The 21029-nt window shown below is 61.2% G+C and carries 18 protein-coding genes; 4 read left to right on the top strand and 14 right to left on the bottom strand.

Annotated elements, in window-relative coordinates:
- Positions 1-31: 31 nt before the first annotated feature.
- Positions 32-1540: an arginine decarboxylase gene (locus U9R61_RS15520; protein ID WP_322489720.1), complete on the bottom strand. Its 1509-nt coding sequence runs from the start codon at positions 1538-1540 to the stop codon at positions 32-34.
- Between the two features lie 830 nt (positions 1541-2370).
- Between U9R61_RS15520 and U9R61_RS15525 the strand changes: the two genes are divergently transcribed.
- Positions 2371-4170, top strand: coding sequence for a peptidoglycan DD-metalloendopeptidase family protein (locus U9R61_RS15525; RefSeq protein ID WP_322489721.1), 1800 nt, complete (start codon positions 2371-2373; stop codon positions 4168-4170).
- On the opposite strand, the gene U9R61_RS15530 is transcribed toward U9R61_RS15525, so the two are convergent.
- From U9R61_RS15530 to U9R61_RS15560, 7 genes are all read right to left on the bottom strand, one after another.
- Positions 4157-4936: a hypothetical protein gene (locus U9R61_RS15530; protein ID WP_322489722.1), complete on the bottom strand. Its 780-nt coding sequence runs from the start codon at positions 4934-4936 to the stop codon at positions 4157-4159. The two genes, U9R61_RS15525 and U9R61_RS15530, sit on opposite strands and share 14 nt — an antisense overlap.
- Complete coding sequence (locus U9R61_RS15535; RefSeq protein WP_322489723.1) at positions 4933-5991, bottom strand: ABC transporter ATP-binding protein; 1059 nt, start codon at positions 5989-5991, stop codon at positions 4933-4935. The genes U9R61_RS15530 and U9R61_RS15535 overlap by 4 nt, the downstream gene beginning before the upstream one ends.
- A gap of 214 nt (positions 5992-6205) precedes the next feature.
- Positions 6206-7021 carry a hypothetical protein gene (locus U9R61_RS15540; protein ID WP_322489724.1) on the bottom strand — a complete coding sequence of 272 codons (816 nt, stop codon included), beginning with the start codon at positions 7019-7021 and terminating at the stop codon, positions 6206-6208.
- A gap of 30 nt (positions 7022-7051) precedes the next feature.
- Positions 7052-8503: a proton-conducting transporter membrane subunit gene (locus tag U9R61_RS15545; RefSeq protein ID WP_322489725.1), complete on the bottom strand. Its 1452-nt coding sequence runs from the start codon at positions 8501-8503 to the stop codon at positions 7052-7054.
- Positions 8504-8505: 2 nt separating this feature from the next.
- A complete protein-coding gene (locus tag U9R61_RS15550) occupies positions 8506-9228 on the bottom strand; it encodes a hypothetical protein (RefSeq protein ID WP_322489726.1) in 723 nt (240 codons plus the stop codon).
- Positions 9229-9270: 42 nt separating this feature from the next.
- A complete protein-coding gene (locus U9R61_RS15555) occupies positions 9271-10974 on the bottom strand; it encodes a hypothetical protein (protein ID WP_322489727.1) in 1704 nt (567 codons plus the stop codon).
- Positions 10975-11009: 35 nt separating this feature from the next.
- Positions 11010-12095 carry a hypothetical protein gene (locus tag U9R61_RS15560; protein ID WP_322489728.1) on the bottom strand — a complete coding sequence of 362 codons (1086 nt, stop codon included), beginning with the start codon at positions 12093-12095 and terminating at the stop codon, positions 11010-11012.
- Positions 12096-12334: 239 nt separating this feature from the next.
- Between U9R61_RS15560 and U9R61_RS15565 the strand changes: the two genes are divergently transcribed.
- On the top strand, positions 12335-12634 hold the full coding sequence (locus U9R61_RS15565; RefSeq protein WP_322489729.1) for a hypothetical protein: 300 nt from the start codon (positions 12335-12337) through the stop codon (positions 12632-12634).
- A 98-nt stretch (positions 12635-12732) separates the two neighbouring features.
- Here U9R61_RS15565 and U9R61_RS15570 read toward each other — a convergent pair whose 3' ends face one another.
- The 5 genes from U9R61_RS15570 to U9R61_RS15590 all read right to left on the bottom strand — a co-directional run bounded on the left by U9R61_RS15570 (position 12733) and on the right by U9R61_RS15590 (position 16883).
- On the bottom strand, positions 12733-13698 hold the full coding sequence (locus U9R61_RS15570; RefSeq protein WP_322489730.1) for an ABC transporter permease: 966 nt from the start codon (positions 13696-13698) through the stop codon (positions 12733-12735).
- Positions 13699-13956: 258 nt separating this feature from the next.
- On the bottom strand, positions 13957-15684 hold the full coding sequence (locus U9R61_RS15575) for a DUF4097 family beta strand repeat-containing protein (RefSeq protein ID WP_322489731.1): 1728 nt from the start codon (positions 15682-15684) through the stop codon (positions 13957-13959).
- A 30-nt stretch (positions 15685-15714) separates the two neighbouring features.
- Entirely contained in the window at positions 15715-16080 is a 366-nt protein-coding gene (locus U9R61_RS15580; RefSeq protein ID WP_322489732.1) for an SHOCT-like domain-containing protein, read from the bottom strand.
- Positions 16064-16444, bottom strand: a complete 381-nt coding sequence (locus tag U9R61_RS15585) for a DUF2089 domain-containing protein (RefSeq protein ID WP_066784031.1) — start codon at positions 16442-16444, stop codon at positions 16064-16066. The genes U9R61_RS15580 and U9R61_RS15585 overlap by 17 nt, the downstream gene beginning before the upstream one ends.
- Positions 16445-16661: 217 nt before the next feature.
- The gene (locus U9R61_RS15590; protein ID WP_322489733.1) at positions 16662-16883 is read right to left on the bottom strand and encodes a hypothetical protein; all 222 of its coding nucleotides are present in this window, start codon (positions 16881-16883) and stop codon (positions 16662-16664) included.
- Between the two features lie 155 nt (positions 16884-17038).
- Here U9R61_RS15590 and U9R61_RS15595 point away from each other — a divergent pair, with 155 nt between their 5' ends.
- On the top strand, positions 17039-17860 hold the full coding sequence (locus U9R61_RS15595) for an ECF transporter S component (protein ID WP_322489734.1): 822 nt from the start codon (positions 17039-17041) through the stop codon (positions 17858-17860).
- Between the two features lie 345 nt (positions 17861-18205).
- On the opposite strand, the gene U9R61_RS15600 is transcribed toward U9R61_RS15595, so the two are convergent.
- On the bottom strand, positions 18206-19621 hold the full coding sequence (locus U9R61_RS15600; protein WP_322489735.1) for an ammonium transporter: 1416 nt from the start codon (positions 19619-19621) through the stop codon (positions 18206-18208).
- Between the two features lie 607 nt (positions 19622-20228).
- Between U9R61_RS15600 and U9R61_RS15605 the strand changes: the two genes are divergently transcribed.
- Entirely contained in the window at positions 20229-20567 is a 339-nt protein-coding gene (locus U9R61_RS15605; protein ID WP_322489736.1) for a zinc-ribbon domain containing protein, read from the top strand.
- Positions 20568-21029 lie beyond the last annotated feature (462 nt).

Raw genomic sequence — 21029 nt, forward strand, 5'->3', positions numbered from 1 at the left:
GCGACGCCTTGCGTCGCCCCGCGCTGATGACTTACACCGACAGCGACCGCTCGCGCATCCGGCGCCGGGCCGGCAATACTGCCGGACGCACCGGTTGGCGGAACGGCAGCGTTAGCGGGAGGGCGGTCGGTTGTGGCCGGTAGCCCAACAAGCGCATAATAGTGGCCTGATCTTGCTGGGGCATGATCCGTGAGCTGAGCCGCCCGTCGCACTCTTCGACGATAAACCGGGCCGCTTCGGGGGTCAGGCAGTGATGCGCGCCGCCACGCCCCGAAATCATCTGCTGGTACGCGCCAATGCCGAAGATGGCTAGCACAAGGCCGCCCTCGGTGGCCGGCAGCCACAACGGCGCCTGTTCGGGCCGCGGATAGATGTCGTCGCTGTCGCAGGTGCGGCGACCGGCTAGCCGCACCGGACGCACCGGCTTGTCCCAATCGGTCAGCGGCAAGATCACAAACTCTTGCCCGCTGACGAACAGGGTGTCGGGCAACATGACCATCATAGAGCCATTGACCAGATACCAATCGGGTTGGCCGGCGTGCCCCGCCTTGACCGAGCCAACCTCGACCAGATAGGCGCTATGGGTGGCGACGGTATAGCGGCCAAACTCGCCGATCAGTTCCGGCGCCGGCACGTCATACTCAGCGCAAAAGTCGCGGATCGTCGCCATTAGCCGGCTGAGGAAACGCTGATAATCAAACGTGAAGGTCAACTGGTAGCCAGAGGTGGGCATGCCGCCGCCGAAGTTGAAGTAGCGCAGGGTCGGCACCCGCTGGCGCAACCGGCAGTAGTTCTCGATCGACGCGCGCAGGGTTGTGAGGAAGTGGGCTTCGTCTTCGATCTGGCTGCCGATCATGGCATGGTACAGCACCAGCGTATGGTGGCTATCGGCAATCAATTCCGCCGCCTGCTCGATCTCGGCGGTGGTCAAGCCAAAGCGGTCGTTGCCGGGATGGCGGCCATCGCGGTTGCCGGCGGCGCGCTCGCGCACACCAAACTGAATTCGCACCGGGGTGTTGATCAGATCGCGCAGCTCATCGAGATCATCGAGCACCGGGATCACCGTCTCGCACCCATCAAGGCGCAGATTGCGGATCGCATCGCGGTAGGCCGGCTCTTTCGAGCCATTGCAGCAGATCAGCCGGTCTGCCGACAGAATGCCTTGCCGCCAGAGACCATGGGCAATGATCAGGTCTGCCGTCGCCGAGGTTTCATAGTGCGCGCCGGCGGCCAGCGCCGTTTGCACCGCTTCGGCGGCGAAATTGGCTTTGGTGGCGTAAGCGTAGTGGAACGCGGCTGGGTATTCGGTCGCGGCGCGCGCTTGCTCGGCCCAGCCGATCATGCGTTGCACTTGGGCGGTAATTTGGGGCGTATAGACCACTTCAAGCGGTGCGCCATGCTGGCGCGCCAGCCGGTTTAAGTTGAGACGATCGCCGAAGTAGAGCTCACCGTCGTAGCGGCTCACGAAATCGGTCAGGCGGCCCTCACCGGCAAAGCCGGTCTGCTGTGCAATCAGGTCGGCAAAGGTTAGCGTCTTCAACTTACCACATTCCTCCGCAATACGAGGCGGGTATGACCCGCAGAGCGAAAACAAGGCAAAACGAGACCTGTCCCGCGTGTAACGGGCTAGATCACAGGCGTGCAATGGCTCGCGCCAACCGATCACGATCGGCGCTGGCGCAGCCATGGGATTCAGCGATTCAGCGTGAGGGAAAGAAAAAAGGCCCTGCACCTGATGCAGTGGCCGGGGAAGCGAGAACGCGCAGCGTCACTCGCGCGGCGAGCAGGCATGGCCTACCGGCGCACGGCTTGCAGGTGTGCAGTTTGGGAAGCGCTGAATCGCGCGTATGTTGTATGCGCCGTCCATACTGCCTCACACTAGCCCACCCGACGCTGTCTTCCACACGAGGCGACGTTCGTCGCCGTGACAGCGATTTCCGCTCGGCGTTCGGTGTTGCGTGTTACGTGTGCCGGGTGCCTTCCCAGAACGCGAAACCCGTAACCCGAACGTAACGGGGGGCGCGAATGACATGGTCGATTGGCTCGACCGGATGCGCATTATACAATCGATGGGGGTAGGAGTCAATAGGTGATCGGGGGAGTTGGGCGCGGAATTTCATGTCATTGCGCGCTGCCATAGATGGCGCAGCAATTTCTGGCTTGAGCGCGTGAGGGACGTGCCCGCTGTCATTGCGAGGGGGCGCAGCCCCGAAGCAATGACAAAGGGGGCAGCGCGCGTCAACGGATGGCGGCAAGGCTGACCCGTGCGCATCCGCACCCTCACCATAACAAGGGGGGTGTGCCACCGATGGCAAGCAAGGCTGACCGCACTTGACCATCTCGCCGCCTTCGGCTATCCTTCCACATGCTATGCGTCGGTTGTTACTGTTGGTGATCGTTATCCTCAGCGCATGCGCGGCCCCGCCCCTGCCGCCGGCCACCCCTATCTCGCTGCCGCCGGCAACACCGGCGGTAAGCGGGCAGATCACCGCTACCGCCACTGTGCAGGCGACGCCGGTGCCGAGCGCAACACCGGTTGTTCCTCCGTCCGCAGTTCCTACTGCAACCCCAACGCTTGCCGTCCATCCCCTCTTTGATCCGCAACGCCTGAGTTACGACCATAACTTCAGCGGCCCCGAAATTCAAGCCTTTCTCGAAGCGCGTAACAGTCCGCTCGCCACGATGCGGGTGGTCATTGGCGGACGCAGCCATTCCTTTACCGATGTGCTGGTCTCGCTCAGCCATCTCTACAGCGTTAGCCCGCGCTTGCTGCTGAGCTTAATGGAGTTGCAAAGTGGGGTGCTGAGTACATCTGCGCCGAGCGGCGAGCAATTGGCTTGGGTGGCTGGGTTTCGCGGCGAGAATGGCAACCGGCGCGGCGTGTTTAACCAGTTGCGCTGGCTGACCCGCGAGTTGCGCGCGGCGTTGCGCGATTACGCTTTGCTAGGCCCTCATGCACTGCCGCCGCTAACCTTCGCCGACGGATCGCAAGCGGCGGCCCCCACCGAACTAAGCCGCTATGTGCTGAGCCGCGCTCTTGCCCGAACGACAACGCCGGGCCGGCTTGACTCGTTGCTCTGGGCCGTTGCCCCTACCTATCAGCGTCTGTTTGATATCGATCCGCGCCTTGAACCGATCGACTGGCCGGCGCTGTCCGAACCGTTCCTCACCCGTCCTACCGAACGGAACATGCCGGTCACGTCGTTTTTCGATCATGACGCGCCATTTTTGCGTGAGAACGGTTCGGTGCATACCTTCTGGGGGCGGGCCGAAACCGATCGCTCGTTCGCTTACGATGGCCATACCGGTTGGGATTATGCTATGGGGCCGCCTGACCAGGTGCTGGCCGCTGCTCCGGGTCGGGTGGTCTTCGCCGGTTTTTCTGACGATGGCTGCCCCACGCCGGCGGGTGCGGTGATTATTGACCATGGCAACGGCTATCGCTCCCTTTATTGGCATCTGGCTCGCGTCAGCGTGACTGCGGGTGAAACGGTGGGGCGTGGTGCGGTGATTGGGATCGCCGGCGATACCGGTTGCGCGCGCGGCGCGCACCTCCATTTGCAGGTGCAATATCTGGGGCGCGATGTCGATCCGTATGGCTGGTGCGGCGCCGATCCCGATCCGTGGGCGGCTAATCCGGTCGGCCAGCGCAGTGTGTGGTTGTGGGCCGATATGCCCTCACCGTGCGCGTCGCCGCCTCCCGATGTGATAGTGGTTGACGATACTGATCCGGGTTTTCGCGTGAGCGGCGAATGGCAATCGCTCGCGATGGGATACGGCGGCGGCTCCCGGTTTGCCCCGTCGCAACTGGCTGCTAGCGTAGCGCGCCCATGGCGCTTTAGTGACTTCGCTGCGCCACGGGTTGCGATCTGGGAGCCGGCATTACCGGCTGCCGGCGCCTATCGGGTGCTGGCGTATGTTCCGTTTGCGCTCAACGGCTATGATGATGCCCGTGAGGCCCGCTTCTTGATCCGCCACCGCGATGGCGAAACAGTCGTGACGGTTGATCTGGAAGCCGAGCGTAACTGGTGGGCCGATCTAGGGGTGTATGTATTCGATCCGGCTACGACGCCGTTAGTGGTAACTGGCACCCTCGCCGGCGATCGGCGGCGGGGTATCTGGGCCGACGCGATCGCCTTCGTGCCGGTCGCCGAGCCTACGACGCGCTAAACAGCAGATCGCGCTGATTGAAGGCGTAGCGGGCCAAGCCAAGAAACGCCAGCAGCAACGAGCACTGGGCAAGCAGATTTGACCACGCCGCCATCTGCGCGAAAGCCCGGCTGATGCTCAACTGATACCCGTAAAAGGCCGGCACTAATGGCCCGCTCAGGATCGTCTGAATGGCGCGCAGCACATCAACCAGCAAGGGGTTGATCTCGGCGATCTGGTTGATGACTGGCCCGCCGATCACATTGCTCGAGAGGGCGATGGCGACCAAAGCGAGCACGAAGAGCCGCCAGCCGGTTCCCAGCACGAGCGGCGAGAGCAAGAGCGTGAGCGCCGCGACCAGTCCAACGTTCAGGATGAGCGGTAATGTTGCCAGCAGCCAGCCGGCCAGATCGAGATCGGTAGCGCGATTGATCACGGCCACAAAGAGGCAGAGCGTCCCATATATCGCCAGCACAACGGTGACGGCGGCGAAGAATAACCCGATCAGATACGCTCCCCGGCTGACGTTATGCGCCAAGACGATGTACCCCTGTGGCCGGTCGCCAAGGCTGATCATATAGCTGGTGGTGATAATCGCCATCGCCGGGCCAAAAAGACCGAGCACCGTAAATAGATAACCGGCGCTCATTGAGGTTCCGGTCGGACGCAACAAGACGACATAGCAGGCGACAGCGGCTGCCACCTCCAGTAACACGCGCCCCGATCGGAGATATTCTAACAATGTAAACCCGGCGAGCCGGATAGCTTGCTCTATCGATCGCATCATTGGTTGCCATCCCTCTGGCTAGGCGGATTGGTACTGCTGCGCTGTAACAGTCGCTTCAACATCGGGTCAATATCGTCAGTCGGCGGCGGGGGCAACGTTTCGCGCAACATCGTGCGGAGGGGCGTCGTGTTGCCACCCAGCAAATTGTCGACCGGCTCGCCGCGCACGGTACGCAGATAGATCTGCGCTAACCGGCTCATTTGCGGCTCGAGGGCGTGGATTGGTACATTGGCTTCGATCAAGGTCTGTAATACTTTGGCCTGCAACTCGGGCGTATGCGGACTGATCAGCACTGCCTGCTCGGTGCATTGCACTTCGCGCCCGATCATTTCCAGCCGCTGGCGCAACGGCAGATCGAGCGGCCCGGTTTGCACGATGATGCTGCCGGCGGATTGTCGCACCTCGGCGACGTTGAGTTCGAGCGCAATCTTGCCATCGGTCAAGATGCCGGCGCGGTCGCAGAGATATTCTACCTCGGCCAGCCGGTGCGTGCAGAGCAAAACGGTGTGGCCGCGCTGGCGCACGCCATTGAGCAAGGTCAGCAACTCTTGCTGGCCGTCGAGATCAAGCCCGCTGGTCGGTTCATCAATCAGCAACAGATCGAGATCGGTCAAGAGCGCTTGGGCAATGCCGAAACGCTGGAGCATGCCCTTGGAAAAGGTGCGCAAGTGGCGATCGGCAACTGCGGCGAGCCCAGTCAGTTCGAGCAGTTCGTCAATGCGTTGGCGCAACTGGGTGGCCGGCATTCCATCGAAGCGACCGAGGAAGGTGAGATATTCGCGCGGTGTGTAGTAGCTGTGATAGCGCTGGCGTTCGGGCACATAGCCGATCAGGCGGCGTTGCGCTTCTAGATTAGCGCTGCCGAGCACGCGGATGCGCCCGCTATCCGGGTGCAAGAAGCCAAGCAGCAGATGGATAAGCGTGGATTTGCCGGCTCCGTTTGGCCCTAACAGACCGTAGACTTCCCCAGCGACGACACGCAGATTGACGCCGCGCAATACCGAGACATGACCGTAACGTTTCGTAAGACCTTCGACGACGATGACATCGGTCATGATGCCGAACTCCGCTGCTGATGGCTGCAATGAACTATGTATCCTACATTATGCGTCAAAGTATGCAATGTTGCTGAACATGACGGCAGTATCAGTCTCTACGCTCGCTCGTCTCGTTGCGAGGATGGCTAGTTTGTTGAGAAGAGCGCCGGTTTCACCGTGCCCTTCCACTACCGCGCTGGGATGGGATCACGCCGCAGATGGCGGAAAACATTCAGGCGCTTTGTCCTAATCCCAGCACTGCCACGGCCAATACCGCCAGACTTCCGGCCCAAATAAGCGTCGTGCGGAGCGCCGCCGGAACGCTTGAGCGCGGTAACCGGCCTTCCAACCATTGGAGCGCAAGGGTTGTGATGGCGCTGCCGCCAATGATGATCAACAGTTCGGCCCACGGTGGCAGCAGTGCGTGCGGTACGCCTGCCATCCAAACGACGGTTATCAGCGCTGCCGCCACCGTATCGCGCGCGAAGGTCAAGGCTGCCGCCGGACGCGCCGGCAATCCTTCGGTGATCCCTTTCGGCCCTAGCGACGGTTCTGGCCCGAATGGCCCCCAGTTAATCGCCGCCGGCAGGCTGAACAGACCGGCCAGCCAGACGAGCAGGTGGCCGCTGATCGTCCAGCCGTTCAAACCGCCTGTGCTGCTCAGGCTGATGGCAGCGACACTCCATACGATGGCCCGTCCCGCCACGCCGATTTGGGCTTCGCGCACGGCGGCGCGCACAAGGTGAGGCGCGCCGGACGACAATGCCGGCCAGAGGGGGAGCCATGCCGCCGCTTCCAGCAATACCCACGCCCCTAACCAACCAAACGGCAGTGGCGCCGGATGCCACGGCCACGGCAAGCTAGCTAGACTACCGGCAACGAATCCCAGTGTGGCCAGCGCCAGCCAGCCAATCCATTCCTTGGTCAGGAGCAAGCTGCCATTGGCCGGCAATTGGCGGGTGGTGAGCAAGCGGTAGCCAATCCCAAGCCCAATAGCCAATACGCCTCCCGGATAGATGATTAGTGCTATCAATCCGGCTATGAGCATGGAAAGTTGTTGCTTCCTTTCTCTACTTAGCTAAACAGCGTACAGCGCGGCCAGACTACGCACTGCCGCTTCGATCGTTGGCAGCAGCACATTCGGGAAGAGGCCGATTGCCACCATGACGGCCAGCAAGATGCTGATGATGGCAACGCTGCTCAACGGTTCGCCGGCTGGCTGGAGCGGCGGCGGGCGATCGAGTTCGGTTTCGCCAAGCAGCGGTGGTTCCTCAGCCAAAGGGATGTCGCGCGAACCAATGAGATACTGCACGGCCAATTGCACTAGGGTCAGCGCCGCTAAGGCCATTGCCGTCAGCACGACCAGCGATTCGCCCCAATGGATCGCTGCGGCTGCTTGTAATACTAAGAGCGAGCTAGTTCCACCCGGAAACGGCAACCAACCGATCAAGGCTAACCCGCCGCCTAATACGCCAGCGCTGGCCACTGGCCGGCGCCAGAAGAGATCGTTCCGGGATTCTGCGGTTAGGCGCTCGTTGGGATGTTCGAGCAAGGCCAGACTGATCAGAACGGTGGTCACGGCTAACGCCAGATTGATCACGCCCACCAGCGCGCCGCTCAGACCGGCTAATGACAGCGAGGCGAATCCATAGAATATGATACCGCAATTGCTTGCGATCAGATAGGCAATGCGCTGGCGCAGCGTAATCGCGGTCAATGCCAGTGCGCCGGCCAAGACAGCGCTGACCGCCGCCCCGATGCGCAGCACATTGAGCGCTTGCCCGCCCTCGAAGAGCAACGTCGGAAAACTTTGCAGCGTCAGCAAAAACACGAGCAAGCTCGCCGGTGCCGGTAAAGCGATAATGAGGATGGCCGCCAGCGATCCAGCGTACGATATCAGATCGACGAGCCACGAGTGGAACGGGGTCAGCGCCATGCGCAACGCAAATCCGGCGGCCAGCAAGGCTAAGATAAACCGGGCTGGCGAAATGCGCCCCGGCAGTTCACCCGGACGAAAGATGTCGGTGAGGACGTAGGCAATGTAGAGCAAGATACCAGCAACGACCATCAAGACCAGATATTTCAGGGCGGTTGCCAGCGTTTGCCGGCTGACCAAGACCCCGGCCCCGGCGGGCAGATCGACGATGGCCAACACAGTGGTGAGGCCGATGGCCACCAGCACCAATGCGGTCACGAACGAGTCTTGCATCACCAGAATCGCGACCGTCTGGCCAACGGTGAGCAAGCCGATGGCGCTGAAGTTTTCGCCGTGCGGCACAATAAGCGCCGCAGTTAGTGTTGCAATGCCCACCCCTAAAAACAGAAAGAGGAAGATCTGGTTCAGCGGGCTGAGCAAGAATGTCACCCCTAAGACCCGCACCGGATCATCAACCCGGACTTGTAAGGCGAGCAGCAATTCAACGATCAGCGTCCCGATGCTCAGACCAATGGCAATACGGGGCAACCGGCGCAACAGAAAGGCGCTGAAGGCCATACTGAGCGGGAAAAAGATGAGGAGCAGGTACAGCATGGTTATCCGCGGTAGAGTTCGCTGATCGCGAGCGTTTTCAATCGCCCATAGACGATCCCAGCGAGGTAGGCGATAGCCAAGGCGAGCAAGATTTGGACAACGCTGAGCAACAGTAGCGGCATGATCTTTAAGCCGCTCGCCGCCGGCGCGCTAATGACCGCGCTGTACAATAAGTCAATCCCGCTGGTGCAGAGGAGCATGCCCAACCCAATTTTCAGTACATCGCTAGCTGTAGCCATCGTGAGCACGCCACTGAGCGCGAGCCAGTACCATGCGAAATCGAGGCTGGGACTGGGCGCAATCGGGTAGATGATTGGCAGAACGATACTGGCGACCAATGCAGCGATGCCCGACCAAAATGGAAAGACATAATCAACCAGCCGCAGCGTTTCGGCGGAGCGTTGGCGGGCCGCGGCACGCAAGGCTCGGCGGAGCTCGGCTTGCCCAAACTCATCGAGATCTTCGAGGCCATAATCGCGCGAGAACATCAGCGCCGTGACCGCGAGAATGAGCGTGGTGCAGACGCCGGTAATGAGTTTGATCAAGGCCAGCGAACTGAGCCCTGCTTGGCCGAGATCGGGTCGCACGAAGGGTTGTTCGTTCAGTAAACCGGCCAGAGCCCCATAGTTCAGCAGCAACAAGGCAACCGTCAGCCGCCAGTCGCGCAACAGCAAGATGCCGCCTGCTGAGATGCCGAGCAGTATAATCCAGATATCCAACGTCATAGTCCGTCATTCCTTGTCCGTCATTCTTTGCCAAGGCGACGTTCATTGCGCCATCAAGATGAGGATGGCCAGCAGCGCGATAATCACGCCAAAGAGATAGTAGCGTTGCTCGAAGATAATCATGCCGGTATGCAACAGGCTCGCTACCCGATCGATCCCGCGTCCAAGCACGATGAGCGCGGTGCGCGCATTGGCGGCCTCAGCCAGCCCGCGCAACCCATCACCCATCCCTTGCCATGTGGGGATGACAGTGGTGTCGGTGTTGCGCGGCGGGTCGAGCGGCTTAGCTCGTCGCGCCACTAGCCACCCGCCAAGGCCGCTGGCCAAGGCGAAGCCAATCAACGGCCACGCAATCGGATTGGCGGGCAGCACTGGCGGGGCAAAGGGCGACCAACTCAACCACAGCGGCCAAGCCAGCCACGGGATTAGGCCGGCCAATATCAGTGGCGCCAGCACCAAGCCCCCAAGCGTGCCTTCCGGCCAATGTTCGCGCGCCGTCGTCTGGCCATGATGCCAGCACCGGATCAATAGCGGTAATCCCGCTGCCAGACCGATCAGGGCAGCGGCGATGAGCGGCGCAATAGCCCAAACCAGCCGGGTGGCGAGCGCTTCGATCAGCCAGCGCCATCCCCAAAAGCTCCATCCAAGCGGGAGGCCGGTGGCAGTGGCGGTGGTGAGGAGCCAGAGTGCACCAATCAAGGGTAACGCCGTCTGCGCTGCCGATCCGTCAAGTGCATCGTTGCTCTGGCGTTGGATCATAGCTGCAACCACAATCCCGCCAGCAATGGCATGGAGCTGCAAGGCCAGTACGAGCGCCGATGCGGCTAAACCAGCCAGTGGATCATTGATCGCTGCCGCGCACACAACCACCCCAGCTTGGAGTGCGCCCTGCCACAACACCAACTCACGCCCATTCGCCGCGCGGAGCGCACCGACCGCAGTACCGAGCGCACCAATGGCACCAGCGGCAGCCAACAACTGTCCTGCTAGCGCCGGCAATGGCGGCAATTGCGGCATAACTCGCACAATGAAGCCCAACCCGATCGTTGGCAACACCAATCCCGCGATGAGCGCGCCAACCAGCGCTGGCGCATGGGCAAAGCTCAAGCGTGTGCCGGCGAACGGCGGCGCTCCGGCTAGGGCTAATGCACCGATCAACGCGAAGAGCACTGGCGCAGTCGCAGGTGTTGTATCAGGGGGCAGTAGCGCCATCATCGCAATAAGACCGCTTACGGCTACGACGGCGACTGCGCCGGCAATGAGGTGCGGGGGAAGTCGCCCCGGCACCGGCGTCACACCGCTAGCGAGCAACGCGCCGTGGGCAGCTAGCGCAGCTAACACCCAACTGAGCGGGGTCAACCCGCTGAGCGGCGGAATCGCCAAACTGAGCAGCGCAGCGGCAAGCGCTAATGTAAGCCAGCCAAACAGAACGCCAAAACCTTTCGTGCCTGGGGGAACCGCGAGCGCCAGCCCGAGCAGGCCGATGGTTCCGCCGAACAACAGCCCTCCGGCCAGTGCGCGTTCACTGAGTGCGACTGGCGCCGGCAAGACCACTGCAATCGCGCCGATACTGTACAGCGACGTCGTTACCGCTGGTTCAAGCGGGTCGATGATGACCCCCGCCAAGGCTAGCCCGCTGGCTAGCGTAGTGAGCAACGCTAAGCGCCGGGTAATGCCAGCGCGGCTGAGCAGAACGCAAGCGGCAGCAACCGCCAGTAAGCTTATCAATCCGGCAGTAACACCCATGAAGCGTCGCTATCCTCCCCATGATTGAAGAAGCGTTATTCGCGACCAATGATATAGGTCGCTGCCTGCCAGCATGCCGTGCATGGGTCGGTTGAGATGGCGATCAAGAGCGCATCGTCAACCGCGGCTCGTTGCAGGAGTGAACGCGCCAGCAAGCGATCAAGCTGCGGCGCAATTCCGATCTGCACCTCGGTGAGGCTCTGGCCGTCGCTGCGCACAGTATACCGCAGGGGGCCACGCGGCGCTTCGACCGTGGCGGTTGCTTCACCTGCCCGCAACTGGATCGGCTCTTGCGTGATGCCAATCGGGAGATTGTGCAACCAACGCGCCACTACGCGCAATGCTTCAATCGCTTCCAACAACAAGACGACCGCCCGGGCATACACATCCCCGCCCTCTTCCACCACGAACGCTGGGGCAAGGACGGTATACCCGGCGTATGGCGCATCGGTACGCAAATCGGTGGGTATGCCGCTGGCGCGCGCTAAGGGGCCAGCCAGCCCAAACTGTTTGGCGGCGGCAGTGTTCAAGACGCCGATATCAACCATGCGCGCCAAGAGCTTTCGGCGCGGGATTGTCTGCTCGGCCACCGCGATCATTACTGGCAATAGTTCGTTGATCGCTTGTTCGGCGCTGGCTAAGGCGGACTCATCCGGCTCTTCCGCTAATCCACCCGGTCGAATCACCGCAGCTTCATAGCGACCGCATAGATTGAGCAAGATCGAGCGGATTCGGGTTTCGAGCCGGCTCAGCCGCGCGGCATCACGTAGGCCCAAGGCGGTGGCTAGCGCGGCCAGCGTATTGATGTGTGATGACGCGCGCTCTAGTTCCGCCAAGATGGTGCGGATGGCTTGCGCCCGCAGCGGTGGGGTCACTTCGCTAAGCGCCTCAATGGCCAAGCTCAACGCTAAGGTGTGCGCAACGCTGCAATAGGGGCAGATCTGCGCAGCCGTGTGCATGGCGCTCTCAATCCCGCCCTGCGTGAGCCGGCGAGCGTACGCGCCGTCGCCGATCGTTGGCCGGTATTCGACATCGATAATATATTCGCCTTGTATTGTTAGCGTGACCTGCTCGCTATGCCACGCGCCTGCAACCGGTTGGAGCGCCAGTTGGTACTTCAATCCGCCTCTCCTCTCTGTCGCGGCGCATTATACCACGCTCCCTTCAACCAGTGCAGCGACGGCGATCCACCGCCGATCCACCCGCTGATCCACCCGCAGACTGTAGGATTGTACGACAGATCATGGTATGGTAGAGATGCGTCGAGCTGACCTCCGACGCCACGCTCAACACCTGAAGCATGTCAGCGCTAGCGGAAGTTCAGGTGTCTTTTGCGTCTGTTGAGCGAGGAGGAATTACGATGTTCTTCTGTTTGGATCACATCTATCACCCGTTAGCCGGAAATACGGCGATCACATATCAACGTGAAAGCGAAAATCCTGTGGAGTATCGTTTGGTAGTGGCAAATCAAATTCTTCATATTATCTTTGATAGCGGCAAGCGTTGGAGCGGCCACGTTGTACGCCCTTCCGATGGCATTGAAGCTTCATTTAGTAGCCGGAATTGCTTGGAATATGTGATTGAGGGCTTGATCGGGCGGCGGGTGTGGCCGCAGTATCGCCAGCAGGTGGTAGCGCTGCTTGACCAGTTTCAGGTTTGAGACGGGCGCCAACAGTTTGCTGTGAGATGATGTTGCCCGAGCGACAGCCTAGCCGGCTGTCGCTGCTGTTTTCGGGGTACCGTATCGCAAGGTTGGTTTCAGGCCGGTTCGCGTTCGTCGCCGAGCCGGATGCGCGGATCGAGCAGGGCGTAGATCAGATCGGCGGCGAGATTGGCAACGGCAAAGATGATGACGGTGATCATCGCAACCGCTTGCAGCAAGAGCAGATCGCGCCGGTCGATGGCGAAGGTCAGCAGCCGGCCAATGCCCGGATAATTGTAGACGTTCTCGACCACGATCAACCCGCTGATCAGCCAGCCGAGGCTGATGGCGATGACTGTGATGGTGGGTGATAGCGCGTTGCGCAAGACGTGCCGGCGGAGAATGGCGAGCGGCGATAATCCCTTGAGGGTTGCGGTGCGGACATACTCTTGGCTGAGTTCGGTGATGACGCCGGTGCGGGTGAGGCGCGCGATATAGGCGAGCAACACCAGCGTAGCAGTAATGGCTGGCAAGGCTAATTGGGGCGCGATCTCGATCAGGGTGGCGTCGGGCCGAATTGATGAGTTGGCCGGCAGCCAGCGCAACCGAAAGGCGAAGAGGTCGATCAGCAGTAAGCCGGTGACGAATTCGGGTAAGCCGGTGACAGAGAGCAGGCTGACGTTGATGACGGTGTCGTCCGGTTTGCCGGCCCGCCATCCTGCCCACACGCCAAGGCCGATGCCGAGTGGCAAGGCCAGTGCGAGCGTCGCGCCGGCCAGCAGCAGCGAATTGCCGAGCCGTTCGAGCACGAGAGGGCGAATGGGTTGGCGCGTGCTGTACGAGGTACCCCAATCACCGGTGACGAAGCCGCGCAGCCAGTCGATGTATTGGATGGGCAGCGGGCGATCGAGGCCGAGTTCGGCGCGCAGCGCGGCGAGCGCCGCTTCACCGGCTTCGCGGCCCAGCAGCACGCGAGCGACATCGCCGGGTAGTAGCCGGCAAATCACAAAGATGATCAGTGAGCTGATGAGCACCGTTACCCCCAGCAAGAGGACACGGCGCAGCAAGTAGCGCAATATCATATGATCTCACTTGTTGGTTCACAACTCCCCTTCCTATCTGTACATTAGTGTACCCCACTATACTGCCGTGGTGTTTGTGAGTCTGGTTGTGGCGATTACCCTCACACCCAACCTCTCTCCCACGCTGGTGGGAGAGGGCGCTGCGGTATTGCGCTCCATCTCAGACGTTGCTGAATGCCCCGCAGCGCTCCAATAAGATATCTTTGTGACTTTTGCGTCTTTTTGTGGCTATTCCTCTCCAGCCGTACCCGCCACACCCTAATCATCTAGCGCGGCCAGTAGCAGATCGCCTTCGGCGGCAGAGATGCGCCCTTCAGCGACCATCTGCAAGATCGAGGCCCGTTGTTGTTCGCGTTCCGCCTCGCTAAGCGGGGCCGGCGCCGGGCGCAGTTGGATGGTTTGGCCGGTTGCCGGCGGCGGTGGTGGTGGCGGCGCATGGTGCAGCGGGGTCGGCGCTACCGGCGGCGCAGGTGGCACGGGCGGCACGGGTGGTACAGGTGGCGGCGGTGGCGGTTGAATACGGTTGAGCGCGCGTTCAACTGCTTCCAGCGCGCCGCTCAGACCAGCCGCTGCCGCCTGCCGGGCCTGCTCTTTGATCCGCTCGATCCGGTCGGGGTCGAGCCGCCACTCACGCTGGTTGATCCGCACCCGCACCCGTTCGGGGCCGGCCTCTTCCTTCAATTGGCGTGCCCGCTCGGCGAAACGGTCGGCGGCGGCGCGCGCTCGCTCAGCAGCGTCGGGGTCACGGCCCGCTAGCGCATTGCGCAATTCGGCAGCTAGCTCGCGGCCCAGTTCGCTCAACTCGCGGCCCAGCTCGCGGCCCAGCTCACCCAACTCTTGCCCTAGTTGCGCACTAATGCTACTGAACGAACCCGGTTGAGCGGGGCCTTTGATGACCAAATCGCCTCCCACCACGAGACGCAGGCTGGCCGCGCCATTGCCGTAGCGCAGCTCGACCTCTTGGCCGGGGAACGATGGTTGCACGCCTGCCCCGCTAATTTCGCCGCCTACCACTGCTGTCAGCGCTAGATCGGGCGTTTCGGGCAGATGGATCGTGGCATCACCGCCCACTTGGGCCCGGATAACGCTGCCGGCGTTCAGATTGGCGCGCAACGACAGATCGCCACCCACTGCGTTGATGGTCAAATTGCCGCCAGCCTGCTTGATCGCGCAGTCACCGCCGACATTGCCAATCGCCAAATCGCCGGTCACACCGGCCAGCTTGCAGTCGCCGCCGATAGTGCCGATCTGCCCGCCGGCCAGCTTGCCAATCTCAACATCGCCAGCGACCGTCTCGATACGCAACTGATCAATCTGCGCCTCCTCGGTATCGACATCACCGCTTACCGACAGACAATGCAACGCGCGCGCCTGCCCGCTCACCGTCAGATCGCCGTTCACCCGCTCGATTCGCAGATGGGCGGCACCGGTGGCGGCAATCTCGACATCGCCGGTGATCGTGTCGGCCACCAATTGCTCGCTGAGCCCGCTGGCGATTATATCGCCAGCGAGGCGCTGCACCGCGATGCTTAGCACATTGCGCGCCGTCAAATCACCAGCCACGCCGGCAAGCTGGGCCACCGGCACGTCGGCCAGTGTGACATCGCCGTGAATGTCAGCCGCCGCCAATTCGGCCACTGCGGTCGCGGTGACATCGCCGGCCAAATAGCCGATTGCGGCGTGCTCGGTAATCTGGCGCAACGTCAGACCGCCGCTCAGCCGATCGACCTTCACCCGGCGCAAATTCATGACTCGCACATCGCCATCACACACTGAAATGCGCACTTCAGCGGCGGCGGGCACGGCCAATTGCAGATCGCCATCGCATGGGCCGATGACCACCCCCGTTTCGCCGCTCTGCATGGTTACCGGCTCATCCGCCTGCCATTCCATCACTAGCTCATCCCAGCCGCGAATCGTGAGATTACCCTCAACCGGTTGGAGCGTGATCGTGATTGGCCCCTCGACCGGAATCCGTTCTTTCATCGTCGTGCTCCTGAGCTACGCACTAGCTCGCTATTCGACCACAATCTCGATCCGTTCACCTTCTTCCAAATCCTGCCATTCGAGCAGCAAGCCGGTTGTGCCCCGCTCAACGCTGCGGATCAGCTCTTCAAGGGCGCTACCGCTCAGTTGGGGCGCCAGCCGCGCGCCAAGCCGCAACCCGACGTTAATCAGGCTGACCGGGATCGCCACCGAAGCTTTGAGACGCTGCGACGCCAGATCGGTTACGCGCACCCGCACCAAGCGGGCATGGCTGCGTTCGAGCGGGCGCGGGTCGGCGCTGAGGGCCTCGAGCAGGCGGGCGGCTTCGGCAGCCGAAAGCTGGCCCTGTTCGACCATCTGCAAAATCCGGTGGCGTTCTTCATTTGCGCTGTTCATCGCCAACTCCCTTCAGCAAGCGCAGCGCCTCTTCGACTGAAATCTCGCGGGCGGCGAGGCGGTCGAGAATCTGGCGGCGATCGACGCGCGGTTCGTGTTCGGGCGGGCCGCCGAGCAGAGCAACGATCTCGTCAAGGCGGGCGCGGGCGGTGTTGTAGGCAATATCGAGCTCGGCAGCGAGGCGCTGGATATTGCCGCGATTCTTGACCAGCAACTCCACAAACGCCAATTGTTCAGGCGAGAGCCGGCCAATCCAGCCGAGGCTAAAGCGGCCTTCGATCACGATCCCGCTGCTCGGCGACTCGAGCCGGGTCACAATCAACTCGCCGCCGGTAATGGGATCACGGGTAAGAAGTGGGTGCATAGGGGTCTCCTTGATCATCATGCGAATGTTACTGGATGGCTGCCTTCCCGCTTTGGATTGAGGGGCGGACAGAAATCGCTGTGCGATGCCTCACCGTTCGGCGCTGCGTTCCCCTCTCCCGCGCCAGTGGAAGCAGGGCTGGGGTGAGGGTGAACCTGCATCTTAGTGAGCGGGTCAGTAGTGAGACGGGTCGGACCGTGATCACGAGCTGTCTCGATCACTCAAACGCTTTTTGGGCATAGGTGAAGCGGCTGGTGCGGTGATCGACGGCGTAGCGCAACAGGCGCTGGCCGAGTCGGATCAAGAGCCAGCCGAGCCAGTGCGCCGGGCGACGGGCGAAGCGCTGGCGCGGGGATAGCCGGGCTTGGGCGGCCTCGGTGATCCGCTCGTTGATTGTGCGCGGCATCAGCGCTTCGTGATGGTAGAGATCGCGCATCATCGTCACACCTCCTAAATTCATCATTTGCTTGGTGATAATTTCCAATCTAATTGAAATATTATCATCTAGAATGGTGATTGTCAATAGCTTTCTGGTTAATTTTGGCATTCTATCAAGCGTTTCTTGATAAGTCGGGTTGTGGTATGATACCGGCTATGACTGCACGATCGACTCACCACAACCTATGGGCAGTGCGCGCCGGCGATCTAGCGCTGGCGCTGATCTGCCTGCTTGGCGCGATCGCGTTTCTCTACCCCTTTGCCATGGGGCGAGCCGAAACGGGGTTTGACCAAGCGCATGCCGCTACTGCGCCGATCTTCTTCGCTCTGCTGGGGCCGGCATTATTGGCGCTCCTGATTGCCGAACTGAGCGCCGGACGGCTCAATACCCGCATCCTCGCCGTCTTGGGGGTGCTAACCGGCGTGGTGGCGGTGCTGCGTTTGCCGGCAGGGCCGGCGGATTCGCCCACCTTCTTCTTCCTCATCATCCTCGCCGGCTACGTCTACGGTGCGCGCTTCGGCTTCCTGCTCGGCGCACTAGCGCTGCTGGTCTCGGCCCTGCTTACCGGCGGGGTCGGGCCGTGGTTGCCGTTTCAGATGTTTGTCACTGGTTGGATGGGGATGAGTGCCGGTCTGCTCGCGCCGCTGAGCCGGCGTCTGCGACCGGGAGGGTGGGGAGAGATCGGCCTGCTGGCCGGCTTCGGCTACCTGTGGGGGTTTCTGTTTGGCTCGCTCATGAACCTCTGGTTCTGGCCGTTTGCGCCTCCCGGCGAACTCGGCTGGACGCCGGGCAGCGGCTTGGTGGCGACGCTCCGCCAGTACGCTGTTTTCTACGCTGTAACCTCGCTGGCGTGGGATGCCGTGCGCGCTTTTGGCAACGCCGTCTTGATCGCGCTGCTGGGGCGGCTCGTGCTCAAAGAGCTGCGCCGGTTTCGCAACCGGTTTTGGTTTACGGTTGCCGAAGGTGTGGAGGCATAGCCGGTCAGGGTTGGTTTCACACCCCCATAGTCATAGTCATGGCGAGCCGAACGACAGCGAGGCGAAGCAATCTCCTCCGATCACGGGAAACGTCCGCTCAGGCATACCTTCCGCCAAAGAAGGAGATTGCTTCGGGGGCTGCGCCCCTCGCACTGAAAGACGGGCCTGTCGGTGCGCGCTGCCAGCGAGAGAGCTGGGGTGGGGGCAAGATATATTGACTGCCGACCGTACTGAGGATGATCCCCATTCCCCTTGCACCCTCTGCGGTAAAAAACCTTTGCGCCAAAAACACCCCACCTCTGCGTCACGCAGCGGTGGGGCGCAAGGAGGAGGGGAAATTTCACGTTACTTGGCCAGCGCGCCGCTCACGCTGCTGCCCGCCGGCGTCCCAGCCAGATCGGGGTACGCCACCATCCCGTGCTCGCCGATATCGAGACCAGCCTCTTCCTCTTCTCTGCTCACACGCAGGCCGATCGTCGCCTTGATGGCGAAGAACATCAGCGCCGCCGTCGCCACCGTCCAGAACCCAATCGCCACCACGCCGACGAATTGCGAGATGAGCAGGGTCAAGCCGCCGCCATACAACAGACCGGTGGTACCGGTGTTGCCGGGGATCGAGGCGAAGAGACCGACCGCCAGCGTGCCCCAGATGCCATTGACCAAGTGAACCGGCACAGCCCCGACCGGATCGTCGATCTTCAACTTCTCCAGCAGTTCTGCCGAGAAGACCACAACCGGGCCAGCGATGAAACCGATGATAATTGACGAGAGCGGATCGACGTAGGCGCAGCCGGCGGTAATCGCCACCAAGCCACCCAGCACGCCATTGAGGGTCTGGCCCAGATCAGGCTTACCGTAGCGCAGCCACGCGGTGAAGAGCGCGCCCAACGCACCAGCCGCCGCCGCCAGATTGGTCGTCACCGCCACCATCGCCACCGCATCGGCATCACCCTGCGACGCAATCGCCAACTGCGAACCGGGGTTGAAACCGAACCAGCCCAGCCAGAGGATAAAGGTGCCCAGCGCAGCCAGCGACATGTTGTGGCCGGGGATCGCGCGCGGCTTGCCATCGGGGCCGAAGCGGCCAAGGCGGGGGCCAAGGATCATCGCACCTACCAGCGAGGCCCAGCCGCCGACACTATGCACCACCGTGCTGCCGGCAAAGTCGGTAAAGCCCCAGTTGCCCTCGGTGCTGCCACTGTAAGTGTTCAGCCAGCCCGCGCCGCTCCAGACCCAGTGAACAACAATCGGATAGATGAAGAGCGAGATAATGAAGCTGTAGACCAAGTAAGCCGTGAACTTCGTGCGCTCAGCCATCGCACCGGCGACAATCGTGGCCGCCGTACCGGCGAAGACCACTTGGAAGAACCAGCTCGCCAGCACCGGTACCTCACCTTCGGCAGTGACATGCGAGAGGAAGAACTGATTGGTGCCGATAAAGCCGCCCGCCGAGGTGCCGTAAGCGATACCCCAGCCCACTGCCCAGAAGGCGATCGAGCACATCACGAAGTCCATCAAGTTTTTGAACAAGATGTTCGTCGTGTTCTTCGAGCGGGTGAGGCCGGCGGTCAACATCGCAAATCCGGCCTGCATAAAGAAGACCAGCGCTGCGGCAATGAGCAAGAAGAAGGTGTTCATTGCGACGGCCAACTCCGCAGTGGTGGGGCCTTCTTGGGCGAAGGTGCGCCCGCTGCCGACTAACCAGAGGCCAAGGCCAAACCCTAGACCGAGACCGATCTTTGTGCGCCATGCAAGCTTCATGAGAGCAGCTCCTTAACCATGAATGTTTTAGCGATTGCATGTAGCGCATGGATGAATCTAATCCATGCGTTTAGAAAAAATGCACAAACCATCTGCCTCTGCCTCATCGCAGGCCAAACAAGCTCCTTCGCGATTGCAAGCGGCGTAATGCCGTTGCTATGAACTTGTGAACATGGAACAATGCGCAGCAAATGATAATGATCCCCTGAACAGCGTCCTCATCCATACGCACACGGTTCATGCTGCAACGCCGCAGATGATGTCCGCGCACCGCGCGCTCACCCCCTTGCAATCATCGCCTCATGGCGCTCACCAACTTGTGCAATCATTGACATTGGTATGATAACAGGCCTCTTATAGCCTGCCAATAGATAGGATTTCCAATATTGATGTGGAAGGGATTGGATTGTTTGTACAAACCATCTGGGGTTGATACGGTTTTGCACAACGGTAAAAATTTGGTATAATCAATATTCAAAGATGGTACGGATCTGGTACGTGCGAGTGCTCCCCTGCTGAGTATCCCCTCGGTCAAGTTCGGACGCAACGCAGCCCCACGCACCGGCCACCTAAACCCTTCGTTGTTCTGCTAGAGGAGTAGCGAGCCATGAGCTTCGCAGACAAGACCCTGACCTGTCGGGATTGCGGGATGGATTTCGTGTTTACAGCGGGAGAGCAGCAGTTTTACGCTGCCAAAGGCTTTACCAACGAGCCGGTGCGTTGCCCGTCGTGCCGCAAGGCGCGCAAGTCGCAGGTGAGTGAAGCTCCTGAACGGAGCCGTGCCAGCCACGCGGCGCCGGTTGCCCGCGAGCGGGTGAATTATCGGGTGACGTGCGCTAGTTGCGGCCAAGAGACAACCGTTCCGTTCGTGCCCCGCGGTACCAAGCCGGTCTACTGCAGCTCGTGCTTTAACCGGATGCGCGGCGATTCGCGTGCAATGTATTAATCTGTAGCCACCTCACCCCTTGCCCCGCTCCCCAATGCCGAGAGCGGGGTTTTGTGATTCCTCTTGCTGGTGAAGACTGCGGCAACTTGGCTGCCGCGCGCTCCATAACGCCGCGTTCGCCATCCGGACGTGTCGTTCGCTTCCGCGTTCTCTGCATGTACAAGGGCGGACAAACATTGATTGCTATGCAATGCCTCAACCTCCCCCTGCACTCCCCTCTCCTGCGCTCGTTGCGGGGTGGACAGAACATCTGAACAAGCAAAACCGTTGATCGCTGTGCAATGCCTCAACGCTTAGCTTTGCACGCCCCTTTCCCGCGCCAGTGGGAGAGAGGTTGGGGGTGAGGGTAAAACAACGCATCCCAAAGCCATCAACTACATCTGCGCTCATGAGTTCTGTCTGTTCTCTGCCCGAGGGAACAAGGTTTATTTTATCCCTGCCCATTGTCTGATTTGGGATAGA

It is taken from the genome of Chloroflexus sp., from assembly GCF_034431535.1.
Taxonomy (GTDB): Bacteria; Chloroflexota; Chloroflexia; order Chloroflexales; family Chloroflexaceae; genus Chloroflexus.